Raw genomic sequence first — 24,874 nt, 5'->3', positions numbered from 1 at the left:
AGGCCAACCACTGCCAGTAGGCGGTCAATTACGGGACCACACGGTCACCGTCTTGTTCCGACCGGAGTCACTTCAACTACCTCGACCGCCACACATGGCTCGTCGGGCTGGGGCGAAGCCCCATTAGTGGTAGATCGAGCTCCACCTGTGACTGACGTCACGGGGTGGGGATGGGGGAAATCGTGACGACCGAAGGTACCAAGGATCGCAGCACAGCGATTCTCGATGTGAGCGGGCTGCAGTGGGCTTCAGAGCAGAACGTCGTGCGTGCCGTCCTGAGCCGCCGCCCTGGCGTCATCGAGGTGGAGGTCAACCCGGTCGGGCAGACGGCCACCGTGGTGTTCGACCCCAGGGCCACATCCTTGGCCGAACTGCGCCGATGGGTGGAGGAATGCGGCTACCACTGCGCGGGGCAGTCCGTCCCGTCGCACGTCTGCGATCCCATGGCAGAGCCTGACCCCCCGGGCCATGAGCACCCGCCTCACCACGCCGCGCAAGCCGTACAGGAGCCACCCGCCGATCACACGCACGCCGGCCACGGAGCCGGCCCGTCGCCACACGAGATGATGGGGCACGGGGGCCATGGCGCCATGTCCATGGAGGCGATGGTCGCCGACATGCGCAACCGGTTCGTCGTGGCGGCGGTGCTGTCCGTCCCGATCCTGATCTGGTCGCCGATCGGGCGTGAGGTGCTGGGCCTCGACGTGCCGGTGCCGTTCGGATTGCGCGAGGACGTCTGGGCGCTGCTGCTCAGCCTGCCGGTGATCTTCTACTCCTCGTGGATCTTCTTCGACGGGGCCGTACGCGCGCTTCGAGCCCGCACTCTGGACATGATGGTGCTGGTCGCCGTGGCGATCGGCGCGGGATGGCTGTACTCGCTGTACATCACGCTGACCGGTGGCGGCGAGGTGTTCTACGAGGCGGCCACCGTGCTGGCGGCGTTCGTGCTGCTGGGGCACTGGTTCGAGATGCGGGCCAGGGGCGGCGCCAACGACGCGATCCGCACTCTGCTCGACCTGGCCCCGCCCAAGGCGGTGGTCATCCGCGGTGGCGAGCAGGTGGAGATCCCCACCGCCGAGGTCATGGTCGGGGACCTGCTGCTGGTCCGGCCCGGCTCGAAGATCGCCGTCGACGGTGAGGTCATGGAGGGCGAGAGCGAGGTCGATGAGTCGATGGTCACCGGTGAGAGCCTGCCGGTGCACAAGGCCCCGGGATCCGGGGTCGTCGGCGCGACCATCAACAAGAACGGCACACTACGGGTACGGGCAACCAAGGTCGGCGCCGACACCGCCCTGGCACAGATCGTCAAGCTCGTCCAACAAGCTCAAAACTCCAAGGCTCCGGGGCAGCGCCTGGCCGACCGGGCGGCGTTCTGGCTGGTCTTCGTCGCGCTCATCGGCGGGGCGTTGACGCTGGCGGCGTGGCTGCTGGCAGGCGCCGCGGCAGGTACGGCGATGCTGTTCGCCATCACCGTCGTCGTGATCACCTGCCCCGACGCGCTCGGCCTGGCCACCCCCACCGCGATCATGGTCGGCACGGGTCTGGGCGCCAAACGTGGCGTGCTGTTCAAGAACGCCATGGCTCTGGAGACCTCAGCCCGCATCCAGGCCGTGGTCATGGACAAGACCGGCACCCTGACCAAGGGCGAGCCCGAGGTCACCGAGGTGATCGTCGACGGGCTGGCGAAGGCCGAGTTGCTGCGGCTGACCGCCGCCGTCGAACGGGAGTCCGAGCACCCCCTCGCCGAGGCGGTGGTCCGTTACGCCGAGGCCCACGGCTCAGGACGCCTGCAGGCGAGCGGGTTCGAGAACATCCCCGGCCACGGCGCAGCCGCTCACGTGGACGGACACCGGGTCGTGGTCGGCAACAGAAGGCTGATGGAGGCCGAAGGCATCGACCTGGGCGCCCTGGCCGCCCGGCGCGAGGAACTAGCCGCGGGCGGGCGCACCGCTGTGATCGCCGCGGTGGACGGCCGCGCGGTCGGGCTGATCGGCATCGCCGATGCCCCCCGCGATAGCTCCGCCGCCGCGGTGTCGGCACTGCACGAGAGCGGCGTCGAGGTCGTCATGCTGACCGGCGACAACGAGGCCACAGCCCGGCGCATCGCCGACCAACTCGGCATCGACACAGTGATCGCCGAGGTGCTGCCCGGCGACAAGGCCGCCAAGATCGCCGAATTGCAGCGCGGCGGGCGCAAGGTTGCGATGGTCGGCGACGGCGTCAACGACGCCCCCGCGCTCGCCCAAGCCGACCTGGGCATCGCGATCGGCGCCGGGACCGACGTCGCCATCGAGACCGCCGATGTGGTGCTCATGCGTTCCGACCCGCTCGACGTCCCGACCGCACTGGCCATCGGCCGCGGCACGCTGCGCAAGATGCGGCAGAACCTGGGCTGGGCGATCGGCTACAACGCGATCGCACTGCCGATCGCGGCCGGCGTCTTCGAGCCCGCCTTCGGCCTCGTGCTGCGCCCCGAGATCGCGGCCCTGTCGATGTCCGGATCGAGCTTCATAGTCGCGGTCAACGCACTCGCCCTCAAGGGGCTCCGCCTGCCGCCACGTGCTGTCGGACGTTGAACGTCAGCTTGCGCCAATCCACGCTGCCCGAGCCGCCGTCCCGACAGCGGTAGCCGTACCCGCCCGGGCCCCGGCAGGCTCGAACCAGTGCGTCAGGACGACGATCTGCGGCAGGTCTGTCCTCAACGGGCGTGACAGGAGGGCTACCGACCTCACCCGGTTACCCGCACGACTCCCGCGAGGTTGCGCACGTGAACGGGCACCAGCTTGACGACGTCACCCGTTCGCGGCGCTTGGATCATTTTTCCGTCCCCCCAGTAGATCGCGGCATGGGAGATGTAACCGGGATTGGTGGGGTCCAGTCGCCAGAAGATCAGATCGCCTGGGCGTATTTCGGAGAAGGGAACTTGAGGGCCGCTCGCGAACTGCTGGTGCGTCACGCGCGGCAGCCGTATGCCGGCCTGGCGGAAGGCCCACTGGATCAGGCCCGAGCAGTCGAAGGCGTCCGGCCCCTCCGCTCCCCAGGCATATGGAGCGCCCAGTTTGCCGGCCGCAGCGGCCAGCACCACGCGAATGCGGCTTGAAGGAACTGGGGGCTCGGCGGTAGGCGATTGCTCGAACGTCGGCTTGAGCACGACCACCTGCGTACCCTGCGGAAGGATCTTCCGTAGCGAGTCGCGCAGCCTGGGCAGGCCCGCTTTCGGGGCACTGATGACGAGCGCATTGTTCTGGGGCAGTCCGAGGCGACGGGCCGTGCTGCGGGACACCACGGCGTCGACGGCGTCCAACCCCATGGTGGCGTACGCGCCGATCCGGAGCTTGTGGGATCCGTGGCTCTGTACCCTGCTTCCCAGTGCGAGGCCTCCGTCGGTGCCGAGCCCGAAAGACACCGCCACCTCTCCCGCTGCCACGCTACGCCAGACGCCATCAGCCGTGGCTGTCGGCTTGGGGGTGTAGGCGCGGAATGTGGAGGGGTCCACACCAATCACTCCTACACGTTGATCACCAAGCGTAACCTGCGCCGCATCGACGACCTCCACAGACGCCACGCCCTTGAGTCGGCGGGCCCTGAGGGTGGCCGACTCCGGCAGGGGGTGAGTGGCCACGACGAGGAGGTGCGGCTCTCGCACCCGTTTCAGCACGGCTACGGGGGACGGATCAGGAGTCGGGGAAACAGCCTGTCTTCTGGCCACAGCCATAGGCGGTGGCGGCGGCTCGGTCGGCTGTCTCCATTGAATGATCACGAAAACGCTGGCCAGTAATGCCACGACTACGAGCCCTGCCAACAGAGTCGTTCTAAGTAATTCTCTACTATCGCCCATAGTCACGGCGCCCATTATGCATGGCCGTGATCATGTGGAAAGGCGACCGGATCATGCGCCGCGCGCCGGACGGCCGGTGGCCATCGCCCACGCACGCTACGAACTGCGAGACCTGTGGAACTGGACCTCAAGTGCGGAAGCAGCACCCAGCGGTCGAGTAGCCGGGGGGAATTTCACCGTCACCCATCATGGTTGTGTGACCGAGGAGCCTCTGACCGCCGGCAAAAACGCCGTGGAAGTCGTGCGGGTCGGCGATACGGTACGCCGCGCCCGCGATGCCGGTGCTGCGTTCGCAGCCTTGGTACTGACCCATCTCGAATCCGTCGGCTACCCTCATGCGCCGCGCTACCTCGGCATCGATGAACACGGACGAGACATCCTGAGCTTCATCCAGGGCACTACCACCGACCATCCCACGCAGCGAGCGCACGGCGCATATGCGGGGGGCGGTCGGATGCTCCGCGAGTTGCATGAGGTAACCGCTGGACATTTCCTGGCTGCCGACAAGGAATGCGTGATCCACGGCGATCCTGGGCCGTTCAACACCATCTTTCAACAGGGTCTGCCAGTGGCCTTCATCGATTGGTCCTCGTGTCGGCCCGGCGCCAGACTCGAAGACCTGGGCTACATGGCGTGGACCTGGTGCATCCAGTCGCAGGGCCGGGTGCCGATCACTGAACAGGCCCGGCATCTGCGTGAACTACGTGATGGCTACGGCTTCATCGAACCAGAGCAACTCCTAGACGCGATGGTGCGCAGACAGACCTGCGTCGCTGACATCGAGGCGGTGAACGTCAACGACCCCAAGCTCACGCCCGCTCGTCGCCGCCACGCCGAAGCGGCCTTCGCCTGGGCTACGGCCGATCGCGAACTCATTCACCGGCACCGGACGCTTCTGCTATCCGCACTAAAACAATCCGGCTGACGCGGTGATGTCGCGCTGGCTGGATTCGGCCCGGACATCGCCGGGCACGGGGCATAACGGCGCCGTGGGCATCATGGTGCTTACGTCCGCTGCCCATTACGACCCGGTACGGCTCAGGCGGGCCATGCCGGTTGCTACTTGAGCCGATCGAGGATCTTCCGCATCTGCGCCACCTCGGCCTCCTGGCTGGCCGCGATGCTTCGGGCCAACTGCTTGGCCTGCGGGTTGGCCCCGAGTCGCTGCTCGATGCCGGCCATCATGATCGCACTTCGGTGATGGTTGGTCATCATCTGGAGGAACTCCTTGTCGAACGCCGCACCCCTGGCCGCCCCGAGCTTGCGCATGTCCTCCTGGGACATGCCACCCGGCATCTCATGCCCCATGCCGCCGGTCGACATTGGCTTTCCCCAGGCCTTGAGCCAGCCTTGCATGGTCTCGATCTCTCGCTCCTGCTCAGACTTGATCTTCGCCGCGATCGCCTTCACCTGCTCATCGGAGGCGCGCGCCGGAGCCAATCTGGCCATCTCCACCGCCTGCCGATGATGCATGATCATCATCTGCGTGAACATCACGTCCGCGTCATTGAAGTTGCCGCTCGGCTGCGCGGTCGCCGTCGTCGCGGTCGGCGTGGCTTCGCCCAACTCGGCGGTAGTGGCCTGGTCTGCCGTCGTGCTGCCGCATGCGGCGAGGAGCAGCGCTCCCGCCACCATGAGCGTGGTTGGAGAGACCGGTTTGATGCCCATGGTTGCCGAACCCCCGATTTCTGGACCAGCCAGGGAGTATTCCTTGGCTGGCCAGCCCATATCTTCCCGAGGACGGCCGTCGCTACCGTGCATCATCGCGCCGCTGCGGAAAGAAACGGTCAGGAGCGCTTGCCATGTCGGCTGCCCGGAGAGCCGGGCAGCCGACATTCCCCTAGAGGCGGTCGAGGATCTCCCGCATCTGCGCCACCTCGGCCTGCTGGGCGGTCTCGATGGTCTTGGCCAGCGCCTTGGCCTCGGCGTTGGAGCCCTGCGACTGCTCCGTGCGCGCCATCTCGATCGCGCCGTTGTGGTGAGCGATCATCAACTCAGCGAACTGCCGGTCGAAGGCGGCTCCCTTGGCGTCCTCCAGCTTCTTCATGTCCTCCTCGGACATCATCCCAGGCATGTCATGGCCCATTCCTTGGTCCATGCCGCCGGACGGCATCGGCTTGCCCCACGCGGTGAGCCAGCCCTGCATGGTCTGGATCTCCGGATCCTGAGCGGCTTTGATCTTCGCCGCCAGTTCCTTTATCTCCTTGTCCGCAGCCCGGGTCTCGGCCAGATCGGCCATCTCGACCGCCTGCTGGTGATGCGGGATCATCATCTGCGCGAACGTCGCGTCCGCATCGTTGAACGCCGCCGCCGGCTGGGCACTCGCCGTCGTCGCGGCGGGCGCACTGCTGGACATGGCGGACATGTCGTGCCCGCCCGTTGAGCCGCTGTCCGTGCCGCCGCAACCCGCGACCAGCACGAGCATGACTCCCGTGGCGATGGAGGCAGCCGAGATTCGCTTATTCATGAACATGGTGAGTCCTTCGGTGATGGTGTACGCAGGCTCGTATCGCGGACCGGTCGCGAAGACCGTCCGCCGACATTTCGGCCTATATGCGCATCACCGAGAGCTTCGTATGGCCCGGTGTCAGGCGGCGCGGCGGCGACCTCGCCACCATGCGGGCCCGTGACACCCAGTCGGCCAGTCCCACACGCCAGCGCAGCGTCGCCACCCAGGTGGCCGCCATCAGAAGCGCGGCGATCGACGTCAGCACGGCCAGGCACATGCTGCTCGGATCGACTCCGACCACATCCCCCGCGCCGATCACAGTCTCGTTCCGGTGCTGGTCGGCGTACATCAAGGGAGACGCATGAACACCTGAGCCGTGAACGACGGCCTCACCATGGTGAGAAGCGAGATGCCCGAGCGTGTGCATGCCGACCACGCCGAGCGCGAGCAGCAAGGGCAAGAGCCAAGGGATGCCGGGCAAGAGCAACCACCGCGTTGCTCGCGCCATGGGCTCTCCCCTCTCACCTGGTAGCCCTCGTACTTATGACAGGATAGCCAGCAGTGTCCCTGCTCACGTAGATACATGCACGACTACGATAGATCGTAGTGAATTGCCGCAAGCACATACCTCATAACAACACACCGGTGCCTGTCGGTCCCGGGCGTATAGCGCTGTCGTCGCCACTCCCCGCAGAGATCGGCACCCCCCCAGATCGGTCGCGACGAGCGCCGCGATGCGGGTCATGGAGGTGGCGGTACGGCACGTCGTACCGCCACCGAGGTCAGGCTGCGCGAGGCGGGCGCCGGCTGAAGGTGTTCGCGCTGGGCTTGAGGACAGGTCGGCAGGGAGCAGCGTCGCGTAGCACGGCCACTGAACGCCGAAGAGGTGACACACGTATCTACGCATGGGTCGGCGCGTCGTCCCCTACCGCAGGTAGTACATACCGTCTGCCGACGTCAATTTGCCGCAAACAGGCCAGATAACCAGTCGACTTCTGTACTATTTCGCCCGAGATTTGGAGATTTACGAGGAGGCGTCGTAGTGGCCGTGCCGACAAGGCTTGGGCGAACAACAGTGGCCGTGGCGCTGGCCTTGGTCGCGTTAGCCTCCAACCCCGGTGCTGCCGTCGCCGAGCCGTCGCCGGCCAAGGCCAGAGCCAAACTGGTCAAGCTGAACGAGCAGGCCGACCAAGTGGTCGAGCAGTACAACCAAGCCACAGAAACCTACAAGAACGCCAAGAAGAAGTACGACGCCCTCAACACCGAACTCCAGCGCAAAGGCGCCCAAGCCGACACCCTGCGCAAGGACATCGCCACCGTAGCGGTCAACGACTACCAGCTCGGCCCGTCCACGGGCTGGAGCAGATTCATCGGCCAGGGCGACCCCGAGTCGATGCTCGCCGGCATCGCCTCCCTCGAACAGATCACACAGAACAGGGCAGCGAAAATCCGCGCCTTCGAGGCCGCCACCAAGGACCTGCGCGACCGCCGCAATGAGGCCAAGACGGTCCTGGAAGAGGCCGAGACCGCACGCGAGAAGGTACGCGACGAGAAAACGAAGGTCGACAAACTCGTCGACCAGCAGACCAAGCTCCTGCGCAGACTGGGCGCCTTCCAGACCGGCGACCCCAACAGCCCCGGCATCGAGTACACCGGCCCGGCCTCCGGCAACGCCCGCCAAGCACTCCAGTTCGCCTTCGCCCAAGTCGGCAAGCCCTACCTGTACGGCGGCACCGGACCAGGCTCCTACGACTGCTCCGGCCTCACCCAGGCCGCCTGGCGCACCGCAGGCGTCGAACTTCCCCGGACCACCTGGACCCAATGGAGCTGGGGCGCCAGCCGCCGCGTCCCCCTGGACCAGCTACAACCCGGCGACCTGCTCTTCAGCAAAGGACTCGGGCACATGGGCATGTACGCCGGCAACGGCAAGATGGTCCACGCGCCACAAACCGGAGACGTCATCAAAATCTCCGTCCTCGACGACTACTGGCGTAACCGCCTCCTCGGCGCAGTCCGCCCCTGATCACGAAGGCTTCGCCACCGTCACGAAGGTTCCGCTGCTCTGCGCCAAGGTCTCCACATTGATTAGGTCGGCGGCCTCCTCACGACCGCCGGCCCGGCTCCAGGAGCGAGTGGGCACGGCGAGGACACGCTGCGCCCGCCCAACGCCGACGGCCCCTCCCAGAGGCGAACCCGGTCACCGTGCACACTGCGCCCCCGCTAACGCCACCGAGGCACGGTTCAGGCCGCGGGCGCAGAAGTGGGCAGGCTACTCCGTGGCAGGCACGGATTCAGTACGCCCCGTACGGTCGGACCACTTTTCCTCGATGCGGCCGAACCGCCAAACTGCCAGTGCGATGACCCAGGTCAGCAGGAACAGTCCGACGATGCCGAAGCCCACGTAGTCGAGGTTCCAGGAGGCGATCCACGCCAGAGGACCGGATTCGATGCCCAATCGCTCGACGATCAGTCCGATGAGCACCACGCTACCGATGACGAGGGCGACGGTAACCGAGAGCACCGTGACCGTCAGGTTGTAGAACACCTTGCGGATCGGTTTGAGGAACGCCCAGCCATAGGCCCGGGACATGAAGACGCCGTCGGCGGTGTCGAACAGGCTCATGCCGGCGGCGAAAAGGACGGGCAGAACGAGGACGGCGTACCACGGCAGGACGAATGCCGCCGAGCCGGCGGCCAGGACGAGCAGCGCGACCTGGGTCGCGGTGTCGAAGCCGAGCCCCATGAGCAGGCCGACCGGGTAAAGGTGCCACGGTTTGCTCACCCGCCTGATCACTCTGGCGAGAAGGCGTGCCAGAAAGCCGCGGCGGTCAAGCTGACGCTCGAGCTCGGCCTCGTCGTACTCGCCCGTTCGCATCCTGCGGAAGACCTTGGCGATGCCGACGACCGCGACCAGGTTCATCAGGCCGATCAGGATCAGGAAGCCGCCGGCGACCAGAGTGCCGATCAGCACGAACAATTGCCCAACCTGCGAGTCCTCGTTCTGGACGACGCCTGCGACCGACCGGACGCCGACCGCCAGCAGCAGACTCGCGGCGAAGACGACGGAGGAGTGGCCGAGGGAGAACCAGAAGCCAGTACTGACCGCCGACTTACCTTCTCCCACAAGCTTGCGGGTCGTGTTGTCGATGGATGCGATGTGGTCCGCATCGAACGCGTGTCGCACCCCCAGAAGGTAGGCGGTCAAGCCGAGGCCGACGCTGAACACGCCCGCGCCGCCCAGCTGATAGCGGTGGGGCGCAACCGCGAACACCAGCACCCCCCACCCGAGCACGTGCAAGAGGAGGACGATTCCCGTCATGCCGCCAATAGATCGCCATTCCCGCGGTGTGAAGGCGTCGCGCAGCCCAACCTTCCGCCCAGCGCTGCCTGCCGTTGGTGCCTTGGAGACCATGTGTCCTCACTGTGGTACGCAGCGGGATAGCAGGTTCAGAGCCATCCCGCCATACATACCTTGTTGCAAGTCAAGTGCAACAAGTATCCACGATGGTAGACAATGGCGGTATCAATCACGTGACTGGGCAGGGGCCAGGAAGCTTCACATAACAATAGGTCCAGAACTCTCCCCCACCCCGCCTTGCCGTGCGGCCAGCGTCGGGGTGGCCGTTGAACATCTCGCGTACCCGATGCTGATGTCGGCGCTGGGCGTGTCCGGCGCGACGGCCGCGGGGATGGGCGGGGTCGGCACGCGCAGTAGCTTGGCCAGACGCGGCACCTGGGTGAAGCGGCCGGTGTGGTAGGTGCTGCCGCGAGCGGCAGGGTGAGCCGGGCTCGGCCTTGTAGCGGGGGCAGAGATGGCGCTCGACGTCGTCGGCGTCGCTTTGGGATGGCTCGGTGGGGCCGTCATGCCCCCAGATGCTCTCACTGTCCCTTCCGGATGAGGTTGGCGGCCGGGACAGGTTCTGACCTGCGGCACGACATCTTGGTCTGAACGGTTTCGGGCGGAGTTGTTCAGGTCTTTCTGTCGGCGAGAGGACTTATCACTCGCCATGATCAGGCGTCCTTACCTGCCCGAGCACCGCCAATCGAACTCAGGCAAGGGGTGTGACCTGCGATTTCAGGATGAAATTACCCCTCTGAGGTCTAAGGGCTGTTTCTTGGATCAGGTTCGGAGCCAGATGGCTAGGGCGGCAAGGGTGACGGTGCCGAGGAAGATGTAGGCGCACTTGTCATAGCGTGTGGCCACAGCCCGAAATTCTTCAGCACTTGATCACGAACGTGGCCACCACCGACGCCACCGTGCCCGACACGGCGATGACCGCCACCATCCACCAGCACCTGGCCCGGCGCGGCCTGCTGCCCGCCGAGCATTACCTGGATGCCGGCTACTCCTCCGCCGAACTCATCGTCGCCGCCCGCGAGCAGCACCAGACGACTGTACAGGCCTACGTCCGATACGCCGTGACCGTGGGCGAACGGCGGCTGATGACGGTGTCCATATGCTGTTGTGTGTCGTCGTTGTCGTCATGGCTGTCGTCAGACGCCTGGTGTGGCGGGTGTGGCCTGGCACCAATTTGACTCAACTCGGCAGGTACATCGCGCGCAAGCGGGCAAGTCCAGGTCTGGTGGAGACGGGGCGCAGGCTCCCCGCCGGCTGCCCCGCGCCCCGCTGGTGGGTACGAGAAGTAGTGACACCGATCAGGCCGGAATGTCATCGGTCAGTTCGCGCCGCCACGGTGTCTCAACCTACTGTCGACCGCCGTAGCCCGGGGAAACCATGATCAGTCACAAGACCGGAACACGCGAACAGGGGCTCGCCGTGCGCAACGAGCTGCTCGCCAAGGAGGAGGAACTGACCCGCCGGGGCGTACGACAGCTAGTGACCCATGCGGAAGACGGCGCGGGGAGAAGACGCAATGGCCGATGAGCACTACGACGCGATCGTGATAGGGACCAGCCAGGGCGGCCGGTTCCTCCCCGTCGAGCTGGCGAAGGCGGGCCAGAGGGTGGCGCTCGTCGAGCGTGACCAGCTCGGCGGCGTCTGCGTCAACACGGGGTGCACCCCGACCAAGACGATGGTCGCCAGCGCGCGCCTCGCCTCCCAGGCGCGCCGCGGCGAGGAGTACGGCGTGCGTATTGGTCCGGTATCGGTGGACCTGGCCGTGGTGCGTGAGCGCAAACGGGCCATGGTCGCCGGCGCGCGGCAGAACTACGCGAGCCGCCTGGCGCAGGACGGGCTTGACCTGATCGAAGGCGAGGCCCATTTCACGGGGCCGAAGACGGTCGAGATCGTCTTGACGGACGGCGGGACGCGACAAATCAGCGCGCCGGTGGTCGTTATCGACGCGGGTACTCGGCCCAAGCCGCTGGCGATCACTGACGCGGGCGACGTCCCCGTGCTCAATTCAACATCGATCATGGAGTTGGACGAGCTCCCAGAGCACCTGATCGTCCTCGGCGGCGGCTACATCGGGCTGGAGTTCGGGCAGATGTTCCGCCGGTTCGGCAGCGAGGTGACCATCATCCAAAGCGCCGCGCGCCTGATGATGATCGAGGACGAGGACGTCTCGGACGAGGTCGCCGCTATCTTGCGCGATGACGGGATCACGGTCCTGACTTCGTCGACGCCGGTCCGGGTTGAGCCGGCCGATGGCGGCCGCCTGCGCCTCACCGTTCGCACGCAGGACGGTGAGCGACAGTTCGAAGGCTCGCACCTGCTGTCGGCCATCGGCCGCATCCCGAATACGGAGGCACTCACCCTCGGGGCGGCCGGCATCCGTCTCAACGAGCACGGCTTCATCGAGGTCGACGAGTACCTGGAAACCAGTGTCCCCGGCGTCTACGCGATGGGGGACGTCAAGGGAGGCCCGGCCTTCACCCACCTTTCCTACGACGATTACCGCATCCTGCACGCCAACCTCATCAGGCACGAGAAGGCGAGCACGTGGGATCGGATCGTCCCGTACACGGTGTTCATCGACCCGCAGCTTGGCCGCGCCGGCATGACCGAACGCGAGGCCAAGGCGCAAGGACGCGCGATCCGGGTGGCGAAGCTCCCGATGAGCGCCGTCATTCGGGCTATCGAGACCGGCGAGACGCGCGGCTTCATGAAGGCCGTCGTCGATGCGGACAGCGGGCAGATCCTGGGCTGCGCGGTCCTCGGCAGTGAAGGCGGCGAGATCATGACCATGGTTCAGGTCGCCATGCTGGGCAAGCTCACTCACACCGCGATGGCGGACGCAATCTTCACGCACCCGCTCCTGGCGGAAGGCCTCAACACCCTCTTCGCGATGTTCGACGCCTAAGTCGGCGCGCTGTCCCGCAGCCGCCCGCTGACTTGCGCACTAATTTGGCCCAACTCGGGAAGGCTGGTGAATTGGCCTGGTACTGATGCGCGTTGCCAACAACGAGCTGCCCGATGGCACTCGAGCTTTATCTTGGGTCCTTGGCCTCTTCTCGCAGGTCAGAGCGAGATGATCTTTTCCGGCAAGTAGGGCACGTTGGCTGGCGCTCAAGGCATGTTGCATCGAAGGCGTGTCCCGGTGTTTCGGCCGAGCCCGCGATGCCGACCGGGGTCGACATCGGCGCTGGGACTGGCCTGGTCAGCTGCTGCGTGGGAAAATGGGCGATCGCCCGTCATTTTTCCGCGGCCAGGTCGCGATCCACGATCACCGCTATCTTGCCCAGTACTCCGCTGCTCGCCTTCAGCGACTGCAGTCCTGCGTTGATCTCCTCAACGGTGCTGTCGATGGTCTGGCTGACATGCGGGACCACAAGCCCCTGCGTCGCCCATTCCATCGCCAGGTCCATCCCGTGCTGGAGAAAGCCACGCGCCTCGCTGTCCAACGTGGCGGGTTCGGAGAAGTAACGCAGCAGATTGATGTTGACATGCTTGGCATTGCGCTCGGCCAGGATGGCATCCACCGGGCTATGCGTTTCGGCCAAGCGTGTCGTCTTGCCAGGGCCGACACCGAGCACGCTCCACCTGCCACCCTGCCGGACGGTCTTCGAGGTTTCGACAAAGCTCCGCTCGCTGTAGGTGGCGTCGAAGACGAGGTCAACGCCCCGGCCACTCGTCAGCTCCGCGATTTCGGCGGCGATGTCGTCGCGCTGGTAATCGAAGACGTAATGGGCGCCGGACTGCCGGGCCAGTGCGATCGACTGCGGCCTGCTGCCGCTGCTGATGACCAGTCGGGCCTGCAGGGCACGCGCCGCCATCTGCACAGCCAGATGTGCAACACCTCCCCCACCGCCTGGGATGTAGACCGTGTCACCGGCTTGGACTGCCCCATAAAGACCTGCAAAGGCGGACAGAAAGCACATAGGAAGTGCCGCCGCATCACGGAAGCTCAGAGATGGCGGCTTGCGGACGGTGAGGAATTGGCGTGCGACAGCGTAGCCGCCTCCGCTACCGCCCGTTGCGGCCCAGCCCCCGTCACCGTTCAGGTCGGCCATGGCGGCCACCGCATCGCCGACGGCTACGCCACTCACACCATGGCCCACGGTGACCACGATGCCAGCCAGGTCAAGACCGAGAACGACGGGGGGCGTCCGTCCCATGAAATTGAGGTCGGCCAGCTTGTACTCCAGTGGGTTGAGCGACGAGGCGGCGATGCGGATCAGAACCTCGTCGGCCGCTGGCTGCGGGACGGGAACACGCACCGCCTCGAGCGGCAGGCCAGCTTGGTCTCGTGTGTAACCGACGCCGAGAAACGTCTCCGGAATCGTCTGAGTCTGCTTCATGTATCCCTCGTCTGATGACATGCCCGGCCCGTGACGGCGTAGAACGTCAGGAACCGGTCGATGTAGCGAACCAGCGTTTTCGGCATACACGGGGGCTGATAGCGCGCTGCGTGCCACGAGCGTCCACACGGACGGTGACGAGCTAACCAGTCTGCCTTGTCACAGCTGTCATTTGGTCACCGCCTGTCGCCGAGCCGGAACGGCGTGACGATGCACGCGAACAACAGCACTAAGAAGTGCGGCAGGACAAGGAAGAACGCCGCGGCCGCGGACGACTCGGTCACGCCGTACCCTCTGATGCGCCAGACCACGACGGCGAGGGCCAGGGTGAGCACACCGAACACCCAGGCGTAACCCTTGATCACCGCGTCGGCCACGGCGAGAAAGCTTTCTGCGGCCTGAAGGTTGGGCCAATCCCCCTCCGCTGCGCGGGAAATGGCCAGCGCCTGAACTCCACCGACGAGACCGAGCACTGTGACGATCGGGCCGGCCGAGAACGCGGCCACGAGCAGTAGATAAGGTCACTGATGTGCGGATGCACCACATTGGCTTCGAGCAGCGCCAGGTAATAATCGGCCTCCGGATCGGCCTCCATGATCCGACGGACGATTTCGGCCAGCTCCGTCCGAGTGATGTCCGGTACCTTCGGCGGGGCAGGGCGCGCGGCGTTCGTGGCGATTTCCTCCAGATCCTGCGATTCCCAGTACGAGGCGAAGTCCGTCGGCTCGTACCTATGGCCGGTCTGCTTGTTGAACGTGGTCACGGCCTGGCGTGCCTCTGGCATCCTGCCTTCCCCTATGAGCTCGGCGATCCGGTCGATCTGGGCACCGAGCTGCTCCACGCGCTCCCTGGGTACGGGCAGGGGCAGCAGTTCCGGTCGTAATTCCATGTCCGGCATTGTGCAGCCAGCGCCTTCGTTGCGAGAAGTTTCGGTGGAGGGTCTTAGTCGAGAAGATCTCCATGTTGGTCGGGGTTTGCCCCAGCATGTACCCATGGACCCCGTGAAACCGCTGGAGCTCATCGACACCGTCGACTGGGCGTCGCTCACCCACGCCTATGGCCCAGCCAGCGACGTGCCCGACCTGCTGCAAGCCCTCATCAGCCACGACCCGCAGGTGCGCCAGGCCGCGCTGGAGGAGATCTACGGCAGTGTCCTGCACCAGGGCACCGTGTACGAGGCCTCGCTTGCCTGCGTGCCCTTCCTGCTGGCGGCGGTGGCCGACCCGAGCGTGCCGGGCCGGGCCGATCTGGTGGAACTGCTGGCCGGAATCGTCAGTGGAGACGATGACGAGGAGGGGGTCGGGGATGTGGCACGGCGGCGAGTACCCGGCGGGGACACACTCTTCCTGCGTTTGCTCGCCGATCCCGACCCGTTCGTGCGCCTCGGCCGGTCGTACGCCCATCCTGGCCGCGATCGACGGCGCGCCCGCCGGGGTGCTGGCCGTGGCCGACACGGTCAAGGACGACTCGCGTGACGCCGTGGCCGCGCTGCAGCGCATGGGCCTGCAGGTCGTGATGATCACCGGGGACAACGCGCGGACCGCCGAGGCCATCGCCCGCCAGGTCGGCATCACCCGGGTGCTGGCCGAGGTACTGCCCGAGCACAAGGCAGCCGAGATCGCCCGACTACAGGGCGAGAGGCGGCGGGTGGGCATGGTCGGCGACGGCATCAACGACGCCCCCGCCCTCGCCCAGGCCGACGTGGGCTTCGCCATCGGCACCGGCACCGACGTGGCCATCGAAGCCGCCGACGTCACGCTGATCTCTGGTGCGCTCGGCGGCGTGGTCACCGCCATCCGGCTGTCGAAGGCCGCTATGCGCAACATCCGGCAGAACCTGTTCCTGGCCTTCGTCTACAACGTGGTGGGCATCCCGATCGCGGCCGGCGTGCTGTATCCCTTCTTCGGCATCCGGCTCAGCCCGATCATCGGCGCCGCCGCGATGGCCGCCTCGTCGCTGTCGGTGGTCGGCAACGCCAACCGGCTGCGCCGCTTCGCTGCCCCGGCACTGCCGAAGGCCCCCGCCGCCCCGGCGGACCTCGGGGTCACCGTGGAGGCCGGCAAGGAACCCCACACCGTCACCGACCCGGTGTGCGGGGTGGACGTCGATCCCGCGACCGCAGCCGCCTCGGCCGAGCGTGACGGTGTGACCTACTGGTTCTGCTCGACCGGCTGCCGCGACACCTTCCTGGCCAAGGCGGGCTCCACCCAGATCCAGTAGTGACGGCTATGCTCCCACGACAACCAGGACGATCACGTCCGCGATCAGGGTGAGCGCCGCGACGGCCGCGATGATCGGGCGGCCGAGCTTGGACCTGCGGGGTTCGGCGCGCAGTCGCAGCAGGCCCTGCCGGATGAGAGTGCAGGCGGCAAGCGCGGCGATCAGCAGCGCGCCATGGAGGGCCCGGCGAGCAGGATGGCTGCCAGAAGCGCGAGCCCGATGAGCAACGCGAGCACGGACTCCGTCAACTACTGGGGCACGTGGTGTGGGCCGTGCCGCGCGGATATCCCTGATCTGATCCGCGCCGCCCGGCAGGCCGGACCGCTGGGTGTGGAGTTCGCCGGGGTCAACATCCGCCGCGGTCACCGAAAAGAGCCTACTGGCCGTGCTGCGCGGCATCGCCGCCGAATCGGAGGGATCCGCGCGTGCGACCCGGAGGGTAGATTGACCTATAGGACTTAGGTGATTCGGTTTGAGAGGCGGTGATGCGACATGATGGGCTGGATGGGCGCCTGGATGATCTTTTGGGTCGTCCTGGGCCTTGCGCTGCTTGGGCTGGCGGTGGCCGCAGTGGTGTGGCTGGTGCGTTCGCTCACCCGCGATCAGGCCCGGCCTGGGCTGCCGGCCGCGGACGCGGCGCACGAGGAGCTGCGCCGCAGGTACGCCGCCGGGGAAATCGACCGCGAGCAGTACCTGCAGGCCAAGGTGGACCTGGAGCGATGAAGGGAGGCGCGGTGCGCAGACTCGGTGACCTGGAAGCCGCGATCATGGATGTGATGTGGGCGGCCGACGGCCCCATGCCGGTGCGAGAGGTCCTGACCCGGCTGCGTGAGGAGCGTGAACTGGCCTACACCACGGTGCAGACGGTCATGGAGATCCTGTTCCGCAAGGGCTGGGTGGACCGCGAGCTGAAGCGGCGCGCCTACCTGTACTGGGCCAAGGCCAGCCGGGAGGACTACGTCGCCGGTCTCATGGCCGGGGCCCTGGACGAGAGCTCCGATCGCACCGCCGCGCTGGCGAGATTCGTCGAGCGGATGGATCAGGCGGAGGTGGCCGAGTTGCGGGCGATGCTGGACGCGGCCGAGCCCGGCGAGCCCGTCGCATGAACGTCGCGCTGATCCTGGCGGGCTACGCCGCCGTCCTGGCCGGGCTCGGCCCTCGGGCCTTGCGCCGGGCGGCGTGGATCGACAGAGCGCCACGGCTGGCCATCCTGGCCTGGCAGTCGCTGGCGGTGGCCGTGGTGGGCGCGGCCGTGCTGGCCGGGCTCATGGTGGTGGTGCCCACCAGCGCGTTCAGCGCGGATCTGGCACAGTTCCTGAACACGTGCGTGCTGATGCTGCGGGCCGCGTATGCGACCCCAGGAGGCGCGCTGGCGGCCACCGCGGGACTGGCGGCCGCTGCGGTGATCATGGTGAGGGCGGTGTACGGCGTCGGGGCGGAGCTGACCGCCGCCTGGCGCGAGCGACGCCGGCACCTGGCCGTGCTGCAGATGGTGGCCCGCCGAGACGCCGAGCTCGGCGCTTTGGTGCTGGACCACCACGCGGCCGCCGCCTACTGCCTACCCAGCCGCGGCGGCCGGATCGTGCTGACCACCTCGGCCCTGGCCGCGCTCGACGACCGGCAGCTCGCGGCGGTGCTCGCGCACGAGCAGGCGCATCTGCGCGGGCGTCATCACCTACTCGTCGCCGTCGCCCGCGGCCTGCAGCGAGCCTTCCCGGTGATCGGGCTGTTCGCGGCGGCGGCCGCGGAGATCTGCCGGTTGACCGAGCTGGCGGCCGACGACGCCGCGGTCAGGGCAACAGGTCGGCTGACCCTCGCCGAAGCGCTGCTCACCCTGGCCGATGACCAGACCACCCCTGCGCCCCCGGCGGTCGCGCTGGCCGCCTCCGGTCATCACACCGGGCGGCGAGTACGCCGGCTGCTGGCGCCCACGCCGCCGCTGACGGCGGTCGTGGCGGTCCCTGCGGGTGTCTTGGCCGTGGCGTTGATGGCAGCACCCGCGGTCGCGGCGGTTGCGCCCGCCATGGTCGCGGCCGGTCAGAATTTACTGCGTCATCCCCTGATCGAAGCCCGGTGCCAGGACGGCGAAGCCCTGCCGGTCGACCGGCCGCACGGCCAGCTCACGCCCGTACAACCGCTGAAGGAACGGCGTGGCCTGGTGGTAGCAGAACACCGACGCGCTCTGCCCGACGATGGTCGCCGTATCGATGAACAGCGGCAGCTCGGCGAGCAGGTAGTCCACGGCGAGCCGCAGCTGCGCCCGAGTGATCTCGCTATCCTTCAGGCGGCCCTCCAGCACCCACCGGGTCGCCTCGAGACAGGTTTCCTGGAAGTCGACGTCGGAGTCGAACAGGTCGGAAACGGCCCGCAGGTGTCCGCTGTACACCGGATTGCCGGACAGGGCGGCCCAGTCGAGGATGAGCGTGGTCGGCTCGGCCACTCTCAGCGTCTCCAGCGCCCGGCAGATCTTGTTGCGCAGATAGCCCGCCTGCCGGCGGGCCTTGGTCGCCGCCCGATCGGGCGGGTAGCCGAGGGCCTGCAGGGTCATGGCCGCGGGCACGTCGGGCACGAACAGGTGCACGGCGGAGAAGGTGCGCAGCGCCCAGGCCGCCAGCTCGGTGATGCGCTCGGTGGTGAAGTAGCCGTTGAACGGGCTGATCCCCAGGCACGCGTGGCTGCGCGCGAGGAAGGGTCCCACACAGTGCCGTGAGATGGGCCTGGCGGCCAGCCCCTCAGCGACGATCGCAGTACGCGTGTGATCGATGACACTAGGTGAGCGGTCCTGGGCGCGGTCGTCCCCTGCGGTTGGCTGCACTGGATTTCCCCCGTCTGGTCGGCCTGATTCCAGGGCCGGTTCGCACGCGAGCTCTCGCCTATGTAACTTAGTACCTAAGACTGTTAGGCGAAGCGGAACGCGGAGATGCGCATGGGTGAGCTGTTGCTCGGGACGACGCTGCTGACGTCGTTCCTCGGCGGGATCGTCGCGCTGCTGGCGCCCTGCTGCGTGTCGGTGATGCTGCCGGCCTACCTGGCCTCGGCGATGCATCGGCGCGGCGGAGTGCTGCCGGCGACGCTGGTGTTCGCCGCCGGTGTCGCCGTGGTGATCCTGCCGATCGGGCTGGGCGCCGCCGCGCTCGCGGCGGCCTTCCAGCGCTACCACCTGGTGCTCTTCTCCGCTGGAGGCGCTCTGATGCTGTTGGCCGGGCTGGCGGTGCTGGCCGGGTGGCAGCCCAAGCTGCCCATGCCCGCGGGCAGGAGCCGGGGTCGCGGTGCGGGCGCGGTGTTCATGCTCGGGCTGTTCTCCGGCGTCGCCAGCGCCTGCTGCGCCCCGGTGCTGGTGGGGGTGGTGGTGCTGGCCGGGGCCAGCGCGTCATTCCCCGCTGCCCTGGCCGTCGGCCTCACCTACGTGGCCGGGATGGTCGCCCCGCTGGTGGTGCTGTCGCTGCTGTGGGAGCGCAGTTCCTGGACTCACCGGGTGCTGCACCGCCGCCAGGTACGGCTGGCGGGCCGCACCATGGCACTGGGCAGCCTGCTCAGCGGTCTGCTGCTGCTGGGCATGGGAGCGCTGACCGTCGTGCTGGCGCTGACCGGGCCGGCGATGCCGAACTCGGGCTGGCAGGTCACCTTCTCCGCCGACCTGCAGCACGGAGCCGCCGTGGTCACCGGCTGGCTGTCCTGGCTGCCCGGCTGGGCATTCGCCGCCGTCCTGGTCGCGGCGGCCGTACTGGTGATTCGCAGAGTCCGCCGGGCGGGCTCGTCCGGCGGACCCGAGAGCGAGCAAGAGCCTGTGGAGGTCTCGGTTCATGAGTGAGAAGACCACGACCGCGCGGCGCAAGCAGCACCTGGCGCAGGTCCGCAGCAAGCAGACGCGCCAGCGGCGGCTACGCGTGATCGCCCTGGCGACGGTCGCCCTGGCGGTCCTGCTCGGCGCGCTCTTCACCGTCTGGCGTGGCACCTCCACCCCAACGGACGGCACACCTGCCGCGGGCGGCGGTGTGCGCGGCTCGGGCGAGTACCCGTATCAGGTCGGCCGACCGGGGATCGGACAGGCGGCACCCGCCTTCGCCCTGCCCGCCACTACCGGCAAGAAGGTCAGCCTGGCCGACTACAGGGGCAAGAACGTGCTGCTCTACTTCCAGGAGGGGCTGATGTGCGAGCCCTGCTGGGACCAGATCGGCGACCTGGAGAAGAACGTATCCGCCGTCAAGGCCGCCGGGATCGACCAGATCGTCTCCATCACCGTCGACCCGATCGACCTGATCACCCGCAAGATGCACGACGAGGGCTACACCACCACCGTGCTGTCCGACCCCGACCTGAGCGCGACCAAGGCCTACGACGCCAACGCCTACGGCATGATGGGCGACTCCAAACCCGGCCACTCCTTCATCCTCGTCGGCCCGGACGGGAAGATCCGCTGGCGCGCCGACTACGGCGGCGAGCCCAAGTACACGATGTTCCTGCCCACCAGCCAGATCCTGGCCGATATGAAGAAGGACACGACCGCCAAATGATCGACATCACGCTGCTCACGCAGGACGACTGCGGCTATTGCGACCACGCCAAGCAGGTCCTGGCCAACGTGGCCGCCGACTATCCGATCCGGGTCACCGAGATCGACCTGGCCAGCGACGAGGGCCGCCGCCTGGCCGAAGAAGCGATGGTGCTGTTCGCCCCCGGGCTGCTGGTCGACGGAGAGCCGTTCGGCCACGGCCGCATCTCCGAGCGCAAGCTCCGCCGTACCCTCACCAACCTCGCCGAAGAAAGGACCCGATCATGACCGCATGGCTCCCCACCCTGGCGCTGCTGGCCTGCCCGGTCGGCATGGGCGCGATGATGTTCTTCATGATGCGCGGCAACCGGCAGAGCGGGCCCGACCCGCGCGAGCAGGAGGTCGTCCAGCTGCGGGCCGAGATCGACCAGCTGCGGTCGGAGCTTCGCGATGAGCGCCCCGCCGGCCAGGAGTCGCGGCCGTGACCGCCTACCTCCAGGCGGCCGCCACCGTGGCGGCCCTGGCACTGATGTACGTGGTGTGCATCCGGCCGATGATGCGCAAAGGCGGGTCCTGCCACACGACGGCCGGACGTCCTGCCGGGCTCGATGAGCAGATCCGTGGGCTCCGCAAGGAACTGACGCTGCTGCGGCACGAGGCCGACCTGCGTCGCTCCGCCAGCCGCCCCGACGGCGGCGCTTGATGACCTGCGAGACAGCTCCGCTCCGTCCCTCCCCCATCCCGGTTGCGTGAGGGGCGGTCGGCGGACGCGAGAACGTCTGGTGCTGACCGCCATGCTCGTCATCGGCCGGGGTTGCTCGCGGGCATCCGTCCGCGTCTTTCTGGCGCCGCGCATCAGCGCCATGCACGCGCTGGCAGTCGACTCGGCCGACGAAACGCTGCATGCTGCCACCGACATCTGTGTCACCAGCCAGGACTACCGAGAGCATTGATGAGAACCCTGATCGTCCGGCTCGCCATCATGATCGCCGTCGCCGTCGCCGGTCTCCTGGCCACTGCGCTGCCTGCTGCCGCGCACCCCACCCTGGTGGCCACGTTGCCCGAAGCCGGATACAGCGTGAGCGAGTCCCCCGAGGAGATCGGCCTGGTCTTCGACGAGCCCGTCACCGTCAACAAATTCGTCGTCGAGGGACAGGCCCGCGGGCAGATCTCCACCACTGCCGTCCAGCGAACCCGCGACGGCAAGGTGCTCGTGCGGCCCACGGCACCGCTGCCGGCCGGTCGCTACACCGTGCGCTGGCAGATCACCGCCCAGGACGGCGACGTCGTGGACAGCGCCTTCGGCTTCGGCGTCGGCGTCGGCGTCGCCGCAGCCCAGACCCAGCAGCAGGCCAGCACCCCTGGACTTGGCGCGGCCGCGGTGCTGCGGTGGGCGCTGTTCGCCGGACTCGCGCTGGCGCTCGGCGGCCTGGCCGGAGACTCCCTGGTACGCCGCCTTGCGCAGCCGACGGAACCCCCCGAAGGTCGATCCGGCTCGAAGATCACCACGCCGGATATCGCAGCCCCGCGCCCGCTCATCATCGTCGGCTGCCTGCTAGGCCTGGCCGCCAGCCTCGGGCTGGGGTTGCATCAGATCGGCGGCGGACAGCTGGTCACCGGTCTGGCCATGCTCTCCCCCGAAAGGCTGATCGCATCCCCGGCGGGGCTGGTGATCGCCGTCGAACTGGCCGCATTCGCCGCCGCGGTCATGGCCGCCCTGTCACCCGCCCGCTTCCTGGCCGCGCTGCCACTGGCGGTCATCGTCATCGTAGAAGGCGAACGCAGCCACCTGATGGCCGCCGCCGGAGGCCTCGGCGGGTTCACCATCGCCGTGCATCTGGCCGCCGTGGCGCTGTGGATCGGGGCATTGCTCCACGTCGCCCGCGCCGCGTGGGCGTGGCGTTCGCACCCCGCCCGCGCACGCGCCGTGCTGGTCGCCTACGCCTGGCTGGCGATCGTCGTGTACGCGGTGGTGGTCGTTACCGGCGTGGTGGCCGCCCTGTGGATATTGCCCTCGCTGGGCGCACTGGTGACCACCGATTACGGCTGGACCCTGCTCACCAAACTCGCCCTGGTGGCCGTGGCCACCGGCCTGGCGCTGACCGCACGCAGGCGACTGACCCGGCCCGCCGAGGTGTCGCGCATCGCCGTAACAGCTCGCGTGGAGGCCGTCGTGCTGGTCGCCGTACTGGCCGCCAGCGGCCTGCTCACCGCGCTGCCGCCGCCCGCCGACCCGGAGCGCGGCCTGCCCTACCCACCGCCGATGGCCGGGCCCACGATCCGGCTCGGCGCGCTGACTGGGCAGGTCACCGCCGCCATCGTGGCAGGCGAAGGACGGCTGGAGGTACGGCTGCGCGTACCCGAATGGGACCCTGCCCGCGACGAGGGCTTCACCGTCCGTGGCGCCCTCACCGCGCCTGACGGGACACGCCAGGATCTACTGCTGACCCCGTGTGGCAGCGGGTGCTTCGCCGGGCCATCACGCTGGCGAACCGGCGTCAACACCGTCGAGCTGGCCATCACCACCGACCGCTGGCGCGGCGGCAGCGCCCGATTCGCGGTCCCCTGGCCCGCTCGCACCGCCCGCGACCTGTTCGACCAGGCCCGCGCCACACTCGCCGCCGAGCGGTCGGTCACCTTCGTCGAGACCGTCTCCAGCGACACCGGCCGCGCCGCCGGCTTCAGCAAGCAGCTGCGCATGAGCGGAGCCGAGCTGCTGGGCAAGCAGCCCTACCGCGCCGGTGTGATCAGCGAGCCGGTCGTGCTGGAACGCACCGGCGACAAGACCGTGCTCGCCTTCGCGATCAGTGCCGAGAGCATCTACGTCCGCATGACCGTCGACAGCCGGGGCCGCATCCTCCGTGAGGACATGACGACCCCCAACCACCAGATCACCCGCGCATTTCGACCGACAGAAGGGTAGGAGGCGACGCATGACCTCCAAGACGCGCACCGAACGCCTGCGCCACTACTGGGACAAACACGCAGGCTCCTACGACAAGCAGATGGGCTTCTTCGACCGGCACCTGTTCGGCGACACCCGCGCCTGGATCTGCTCCCAGGCCACCGGCGACGTACTGGAGGTGGCCATCGGCACCGGACTGAACCTCTCCCACTACCCCGCGGGCACCCGGCTGACCGGAATCGAGTGGAGCCCGGCCATGCTCGACCTGGCCCGGCAGCGAGCCAGCGAACTCGGCGTACAGGCCGACCTGCGGGAGGGCGATGCCCAGGCGCTCGACTTCGCCGACGCCACCTTCGACACCGTCGTGTGCACCTTCTCCCTCTGCTCCATCCCCGACCACCGGCAGGCGGTCACCGAGATGGCGCGGGTGCTGCGCCCCGGCGGACTCCTCCTGCTCGCCGACCACGTCGCCGCCTCCGCCTGGCCCGCTCGCGCCTTTCAACGTCTGCTCGAACTGGTAACCGTCCCCCTGGGCGAGGAGCACTTCCTGCGCCGGCCGATCGAACAGGTCCACGGGCACGGCCTGGCCGTCGAACGCCACGACCGATTCAAGATCGGTATCGTCGAGCGGCTCGCCGCCCGCAAACCCGCCAGCGCTTGATGTGTATGGCGCCCCACACAGCGGGTAGTCAGGTCCGGGCAGGCGCGGGAGTGGACTGGTTCTCACCGTGGTCGTTGCTGCTGATGTGACAGGCGCCGGACGCGCGGAAGGGTCCGGCCAGCTGGGCCAGGTAGGCGCCCGGGTAGTCGGGTTTGGCGACGGGCCACACCTTGGACGGCACCGATGGCGTACAGCCAGGATTGGCGAGCTCGTCGGACGCGATGCCGTCGCGAAACGCGCCGAGGTCTGTACTACGCAGCCTCAACCGGATGTCCGCCTGGCCTGGTCCGTAGGGATGGCTCCGAGCCGGCGCTCGGAGCCATCCCATCGGGCTTACTTGAACCGGCGCAGCCGCAGGCTGTTGCTCACCACGAACACGCTGGAGAAGGCCATCGCCGCCCCCGCGATCATCGGGTTGAGCAGGCCGAGCGCGGCCAGCGGCAGAGCGGCCACGTTGTAGGCGAACGCCCAGAACAGGTTCCCCTTGATCGTGCCGAGCGTCCGGCGCGACAACCTGATCGCATCGGCGGCCACCCGCAGATCGCCCCTGACCAGCGTCAGGTCGCCGGCCTCGATGGCGGCGTCGGTGCCGGTGCCCATCGCCAGCC

30 protein-coding genes and 2 pseudogenes are annotated in these 24,874 nt (G+C 67.8%); 18 read left to right on the top strand and 14 right to left on the bottom strand.

Going from position 1 to position 24,874, the window contains the following annotated elements; all coding sequences use genetic code 11:
- The first annotated feature begins 182 nt into the window (after positions 1-182).
- Complete coding sequence (locus tag ACFLIM_RS48365) at positions 183-2,576, top strand: heavy metal translocating P-type ATPase (protein ID WP_393177349.1); 2,394 nt, start codon at positions 183-185, stop codon at positions 2,574-2,576.
- Positions 2,577-2,728: 152 nt separating this feature from the next.
- Here the strand turns inward: ACFLIM_RS48365 and ACFLIM_RS48360 are convergent, their stop codons facing one another.
- Entirely contained in the window at positions 2,729-3,658 is a 930-nt protein-coding gene (locus ACFLIM_RS48360) for a C40 family peptidase (protein ID WP_393177347.1), read from the bottom strand.
- Between the two features lie 376 nt (positions 3,659-4,034).
- Between ACFLIM_RS48360 and ACFLIM_RS48355 the strand changes: the two genes are divergently transcribed.
- Entirely contained in the window at positions 4,035-4,763 is a 729-nt protein-coding gene (locus ACFLIM_RS48355) for a phosphotransferase (protein ID WP_393177345.1), read from the top strand.
- A 134-nt stretch (positions 4,764-4,897) separates the two neighbouring features.
- Here ACFLIM_RS48355 and ACFLIM_RS48350 read toward each other — a convergent pair whose 3' ends face one another.
- The 3 genes from ACFLIM_RS48350 to ACFLIM_RS48340 all read right to left on the bottom strand — a co-directional run bounded on the left by ACFLIM_RS48350 (position 4,898) and on the right by ACFLIM_RS48340 (position 6,741).
- The gene (locus ACFLIM_RS48350) at positions 4,898-5,506 is read right to left on the bottom strand and encodes a DUF305 domain-containing protein (protein ID WP_393177343.1); all 609 of its coding nucleotides are present in this window, start codon (positions 5,504-5,506) and stop codon (positions 4,898-4,900) included.
- Positions 5,507-5,678: 172 nt separating this feature from the next.
- Positions 5,679-6,305: a DUF305 domain-containing protein gene (locus ACFLIM_RS48345; protein WP_393177341.1), complete on the bottom strand. Its 627-nt coding sequence runs from the start codon at positions 6,303-6,305 to the stop codon at positions 5,679-5,681.
- Positions 6,306-6,387: 82 nt separating this feature from the next.
- Complete coding sequence (locus tag ACFLIM_RS48340) at positions 6,388-6,741, bottom strand: hypothetical protein (protein ID WP_393177339.1); 354 nt, start codon at positions 6,739-6,741, stop codon at positions 6,388-6,390.
- Between the two features lie 594 nt (positions 6,742-7,335).
- Between ACFLIM_RS48340 and ACFLIM_RS48335 the strand changes: the two genes are divergently transcribed.
- Positions 7,336-8,310, top strand: coding sequence for a C40 family peptidase (locus ACFLIM_RS48335; protein ID WP_393177337.1), 975 nt, complete (start codon positions 7,336-7,338; stop codon positions 8,308-8,310).
- Between the two features lie 246 nt (positions 8,311-8,556).
- On the opposite strand, the gene ACFLIM_RS48330 is transcribed toward ACFLIM_RS48335, so the two are convergent.
- The gene (locus ACFLIM_RS48330) at positions 8,557-9,699 is read right to left on the bottom strand and encodes a HoxN/HupN/NixA family nickel/cobalt transporter (RefSeq protein WP_393177335.1); all 1,143 of its coding nucleotides are present in this window, start codon (positions 9,697-9,699) and stop codon (positions 8,557-8,559) included.
- Between the two features lie 812 nt (positions 9,700-10,511).
- Here ACFLIM_RS48330 and ACFLIM_RS48325 point away from each other — a divergent pair.
- Both ACFLIM_RS48325 and ACFLIM_RS48320 read left to right on the top strand, forming a co-directional pair.
- Positions 10,512-10,823, top strand: coding sequence for a hypothetical protein (locus tag ACFLIM_RS48325; protein ID WP_393177333.1), 312 nt, complete (start codon positions 10,512-10,514; stop codon positions 10,821-10,823).
- 338 nt (positions 10,824-11,161) lie between these two features.
- Positions 11,162-12,550: a mercuric reductase gene (locus tag ACFLIM_RS48320; RefSeq protein WP_393177331.1), complete on the top strand. Its 1,389-nt coding sequence runs from the start codon at positions 11,162-11,164 to the stop codon at positions 12,548-12,550.
- 331 nt (positions 12,551-12,881) lie between these two features.
- Here ACFLIM_RS48320 and ACFLIM_RS48315 read toward each other — a convergent pair whose 3' ends face one another.
- From ACFLIM_RS48315 to ACFLIM_RS48305, 3 genes are all read right to left on the bottom strand, one after another.
- On the bottom strand, positions 12,882-13,988 hold the full coding sequence (locus ACFLIM_RS48315) for a quinone oxidoreductase family protein (protein ID WP_393177329.1): 1,107 nt from the start codon (positions 13,986-13,988) through the stop codon (positions 12,882-12,884).
- 176 nt (positions 13,989-14,164) lie between these two features.
- A complete protein-coding gene (locus tag ACFLIM_RS48310) occupies positions 14,165-14,365 on the bottom strand; it encodes a hypothetical protein (protein ID WP_393177327.1) in 201 nt (66 codons plus the stop codon).
- Complete coding sequence (locus ACFLIM_RS48305; RefSeq protein WP_393177325.1) at positions 14,350-14,877, bottom strand: hypothetical protein; 528 nt, start codon at positions 14,875-14,877, stop codon at positions 14,350-14,352. The genes ACFLIM_RS48310 and ACFLIM_RS48305 overlap by 16 nt, the downstream gene beginning before the upstream one ends.
- A gap of 103 nt (positions 14,878-14,980) precedes the next feature.
- Between ACFLIM_RS48305 and ACFLIM_RS48300 the strand changes: the two genes are divergently transcribed.
- Together ACFLIM_RS48300 and ACFLIM_RS48295 are read left to right on the top strand one after the other, a co-directional pair.
- Entirely contained in the window at positions 14,981-15,463 is a 483-nt protein-coding gene (locus ACFLIM_RS48300; RefSeq protein WP_393177323.1) for a hypothetical protein, read from the top strand.
- Positions 15,351-16,208, top strand: a complete 858-nt coding sequence (locus ACFLIM_RS48295) for an HAD-IC family P-type ATPase (protein ID WP_449291501.1) — start codon at positions 15,351-15,353, stop codon at positions 16,206-16,208. The genes ACFLIM_RS48300 and ACFLIM_RS48295 overlap by 113 nt, the downstream gene beginning before the upstream one ends.
- A gap of 6 nt (positions 16,209-16,214) precedes the next feature.
- Here the strand turns inward: ACFLIM_RS48295 and ACFLIM_RS48285 are convergent, their stop codons facing one another.
- Positions 16,215-16,574 (bottom strand): hypothetical protein, encoded by a 360-nt coding sequence (locus ACFLIM_RS48285; RefSeq protein ID WP_393177321.1) that lies wholly within the window; start codon positions 16,572-16,574, stop codon positions 16,215-16,217.
- Between the two features lie 126 nt (positions 16,575-16,700).
- On the opposite strand from ACFLIM_RS48285, the gene ACFLIM_RS48280 reads away from it, so the two are divergent.
- Positions 16,701-16,931: an SHOCT domain-containing protein gene (locus ACFLIM_RS48280; RefSeq protein ID WP_393177319.1), complete on the top strand. Its 231-nt coding sequence runs from the start codon at positions 16,701-16,703 to the stop codon at positions 16,929-16,931.
- A gap of 11 nt (positions 16,932-16,942) precedes the next feature.
- On the top strand, positions 16,943-17,314 hold the full coding sequence (locus tag ACFLIM_RS48275) for a BlaI/MecI/CopY family transcriptional regulator (protein ID WP_393177317.1): 372 nt from the start codon (positions 16,943-16,945) through the stop codon (positions 17,312-17,314).
- 22 nt (positions 17,315-17,336) lie between these two features.
- Here ACFLIM_RS48275 and ACFLIM_RS48270 read toward each other — a convergent pair whose 3' ends face one another.
- Positions 17,337-17,618, bottom strand: coding sequence for a hypothetical protein (locus tag ACFLIM_RS48270; RefSeq protein ID WP_393177315.1), 282 nt, complete (start codon positions 17,616-17,618; stop codon positions 17,337-17,339).
- On the opposite strand from ACFLIM_RS48270, the pseudogene ACFLIM_RS48265 reads away from it, so the two are divergent.
- Positions 17,542-17,988 (top strand): annotated as a pseudogene (locus ACFLIM_RS48265) (M56 family metallopeptidase); the annotation flags it as partial. The gene ACFLIM_RS48270 and the pseudogene ACFLIM_RS48265 overlap by 77 nt on opposite strands.
- Here the strand turns inward: ACFLIM_RS48265 and ACFLIM_RS48260 are convergent.
- On the bottom strand, positions 17,884-18,102 hold the full coding sequence (locus ACFLIM_RS48260) for a hypothetical protein (RefSeq protein ID WP_393177313.1): 219 nt from the start codon (positions 18,100-18,102) through the stop codon (positions 17,884-17,886). The pseudogene ACFLIM_RS48265 and the gene ACFLIM_RS48260 overlap by 105 nt on opposite strands.
- 150 nt (positions 18,103-18,252) lie before the next feature.
- Positions 18,253-19,023 carry a tRNA-dependent cyclodipeptide synthase gene (locus ACFLIM_RS48255; protein ID WP_393177311.1) on the bottom strand — a complete coding sequence of 257 codons (771 nt, stop codon included), beginning with the start codon at positions 19,021-19,023 and terminating at the stop codon, positions 18,253-18,255.
- A 111-nt stretch (positions 19,024-19,134) separates the two neighbouring features.
- On the opposite strand from ACFLIM_RS48255, the gene ACFLIM_RS48250 reads away from it, so the two are divergent.
- The 8 genes from ACFLIM_RS48250 (at position 19,135) to ACFLIM_RS48215 (ending at position 24,266) form a co-directional block, all read left to right on the top strand.
- Positions 19,135-20,019 (top strand): cytochrome c biogenesis CcdA family protein, encoded by an 885-nt coding sequence (locus ACFLIM_RS48250; RefSeq protein WP_393177309.1) that lies wholly within the window; start codon positions 19,135-19,137, stop codon positions 20,017-20,019.
- A complete protein-coding gene (locus ACFLIM_RS48245) occupies positions 20,012-20,722 on the top strand; it encodes a peroxiredoxin family protein (RefSeq protein WP_393177307.1) in 711 nt (236 codons plus the stop codon). Before ACFLIM_RS48250 ends, ACFLIM_RS48245 begins: the two co-directional genes overlap by 8 nt.
- Positions 20,719-20,988: a glutaredoxin family protein gene (locus ACFLIM_RS48240; protein WP_393177305.1), complete on the top strand. Its 270-nt coding sequence runs from the start codon at positions 20,719-20,721 to the stop codon at positions 20,986-20,988. Before ACFLIM_RS48245 ends, ACFLIM_RS48240 begins: the two co-directional genes overlap by 4 nt.
- Positions 20,985-21,185, top strand: a complete 201-nt coding sequence (locus tag ACFLIM_RS48235) for a DUF2933 domain-containing protein (protein WP_393177303.1) — start codon at positions 20,985-20,987, stop codon at positions 21,183-21,185. The genes ACFLIM_RS48240 and ACFLIM_RS48235 overlap by 4 nt, the downstream gene beginning before the upstream one ends.
- Entirely contained in the window at positions 21,182-21,403 is a 222-nt protein-coding gene (locus tag ACFLIM_RS48230) for a hypothetical protein (protein WP_393177301.1), read from the top strand. The genes ACFLIM_RS48235 and ACFLIM_RS48230 overlap by 4 nt, the downstream gene beginning before the upstream one ends.
- A gap of 79 nt (positions 21,404-21,482) precedes the next feature.
- Positions 21,483-21,653 carry a hypothetical protein gene (locus tag ACFLIM_RS48225; RefSeq protein ID WP_393177299.1) on the top strand — a complete coding sequence of 57 codons (171 nt, stop codon included), beginning with the start codon at positions 21,483-21,485 and terminating at the stop codon, positions 21,651-21,653.
- A complete protein-coding gene (locus tag ACFLIM_RS48220) occupies positions 21,653-23,623 on the top strand; it encodes a copper resistance CopC/CopD family protein (protein ID WP_393177297.1) in 1,971 nt (656 codons plus the stop codon). The genes ACFLIM_RS48225 and ACFLIM_RS48220 overlap by 1 nt, the downstream gene beginning before the upstream one ends.
- A 10-nt stretch (positions 23,624-23,633) precedes the next feature.
- Positions 23,634-24,266 carry a class I SAM-dependent methyltransferase gene (locus ACFLIM_RS48215; protein ID WP_393177295.1) on the top strand — a complete coding sequence of 211 codons (633 nt, stop codon included), beginning with the start codon at positions 23,634-23,636 and terminating at the stop codon, positions 24,264-24,266.
- Positions 24,267-24,294: 28 nt separating this feature from the next.
- Here ACFLIM_RS48215 and ACFLIM_RS48210 read toward each other — a convergent pair whose 3' ends face one another.
- Both ACFLIM_RS48210 and ACFLIM_RS48205 read right to left on the bottom strand, forming a co-directional pair.
- Entirely contained in the window at positions 24,295-24,531 is a 237-nt protein-coding gene (locus tag ACFLIM_RS48210; RefSeq protein ID WP_393177293.1) for a hypothetical protein, read from the bottom strand.
- Between the two features lie 68 nt (positions 24,532-24,599).
- Positions 24,600-24,874, bottom strand: a pseudogene (locus tag ACFLIM_RS48205) (heavy metal translocating P-type ATPase); the annotation flags it as partial.

This window comes from Nonomuraea marmarensis (assembly GCF_043197025.1).
Taxonomy (GTDB): domain Bacteria; phylum Actinomycetota; class Actinomycetes; order Streptosporangiales; family Streptosporangiaceae; genus Nonomuraea; species Nonomuraea marmarensis.
Note: the sequence above shows the minus strand (reverse complement) of the source record. Positions and strands in the feature narration are given on the sequence as shown.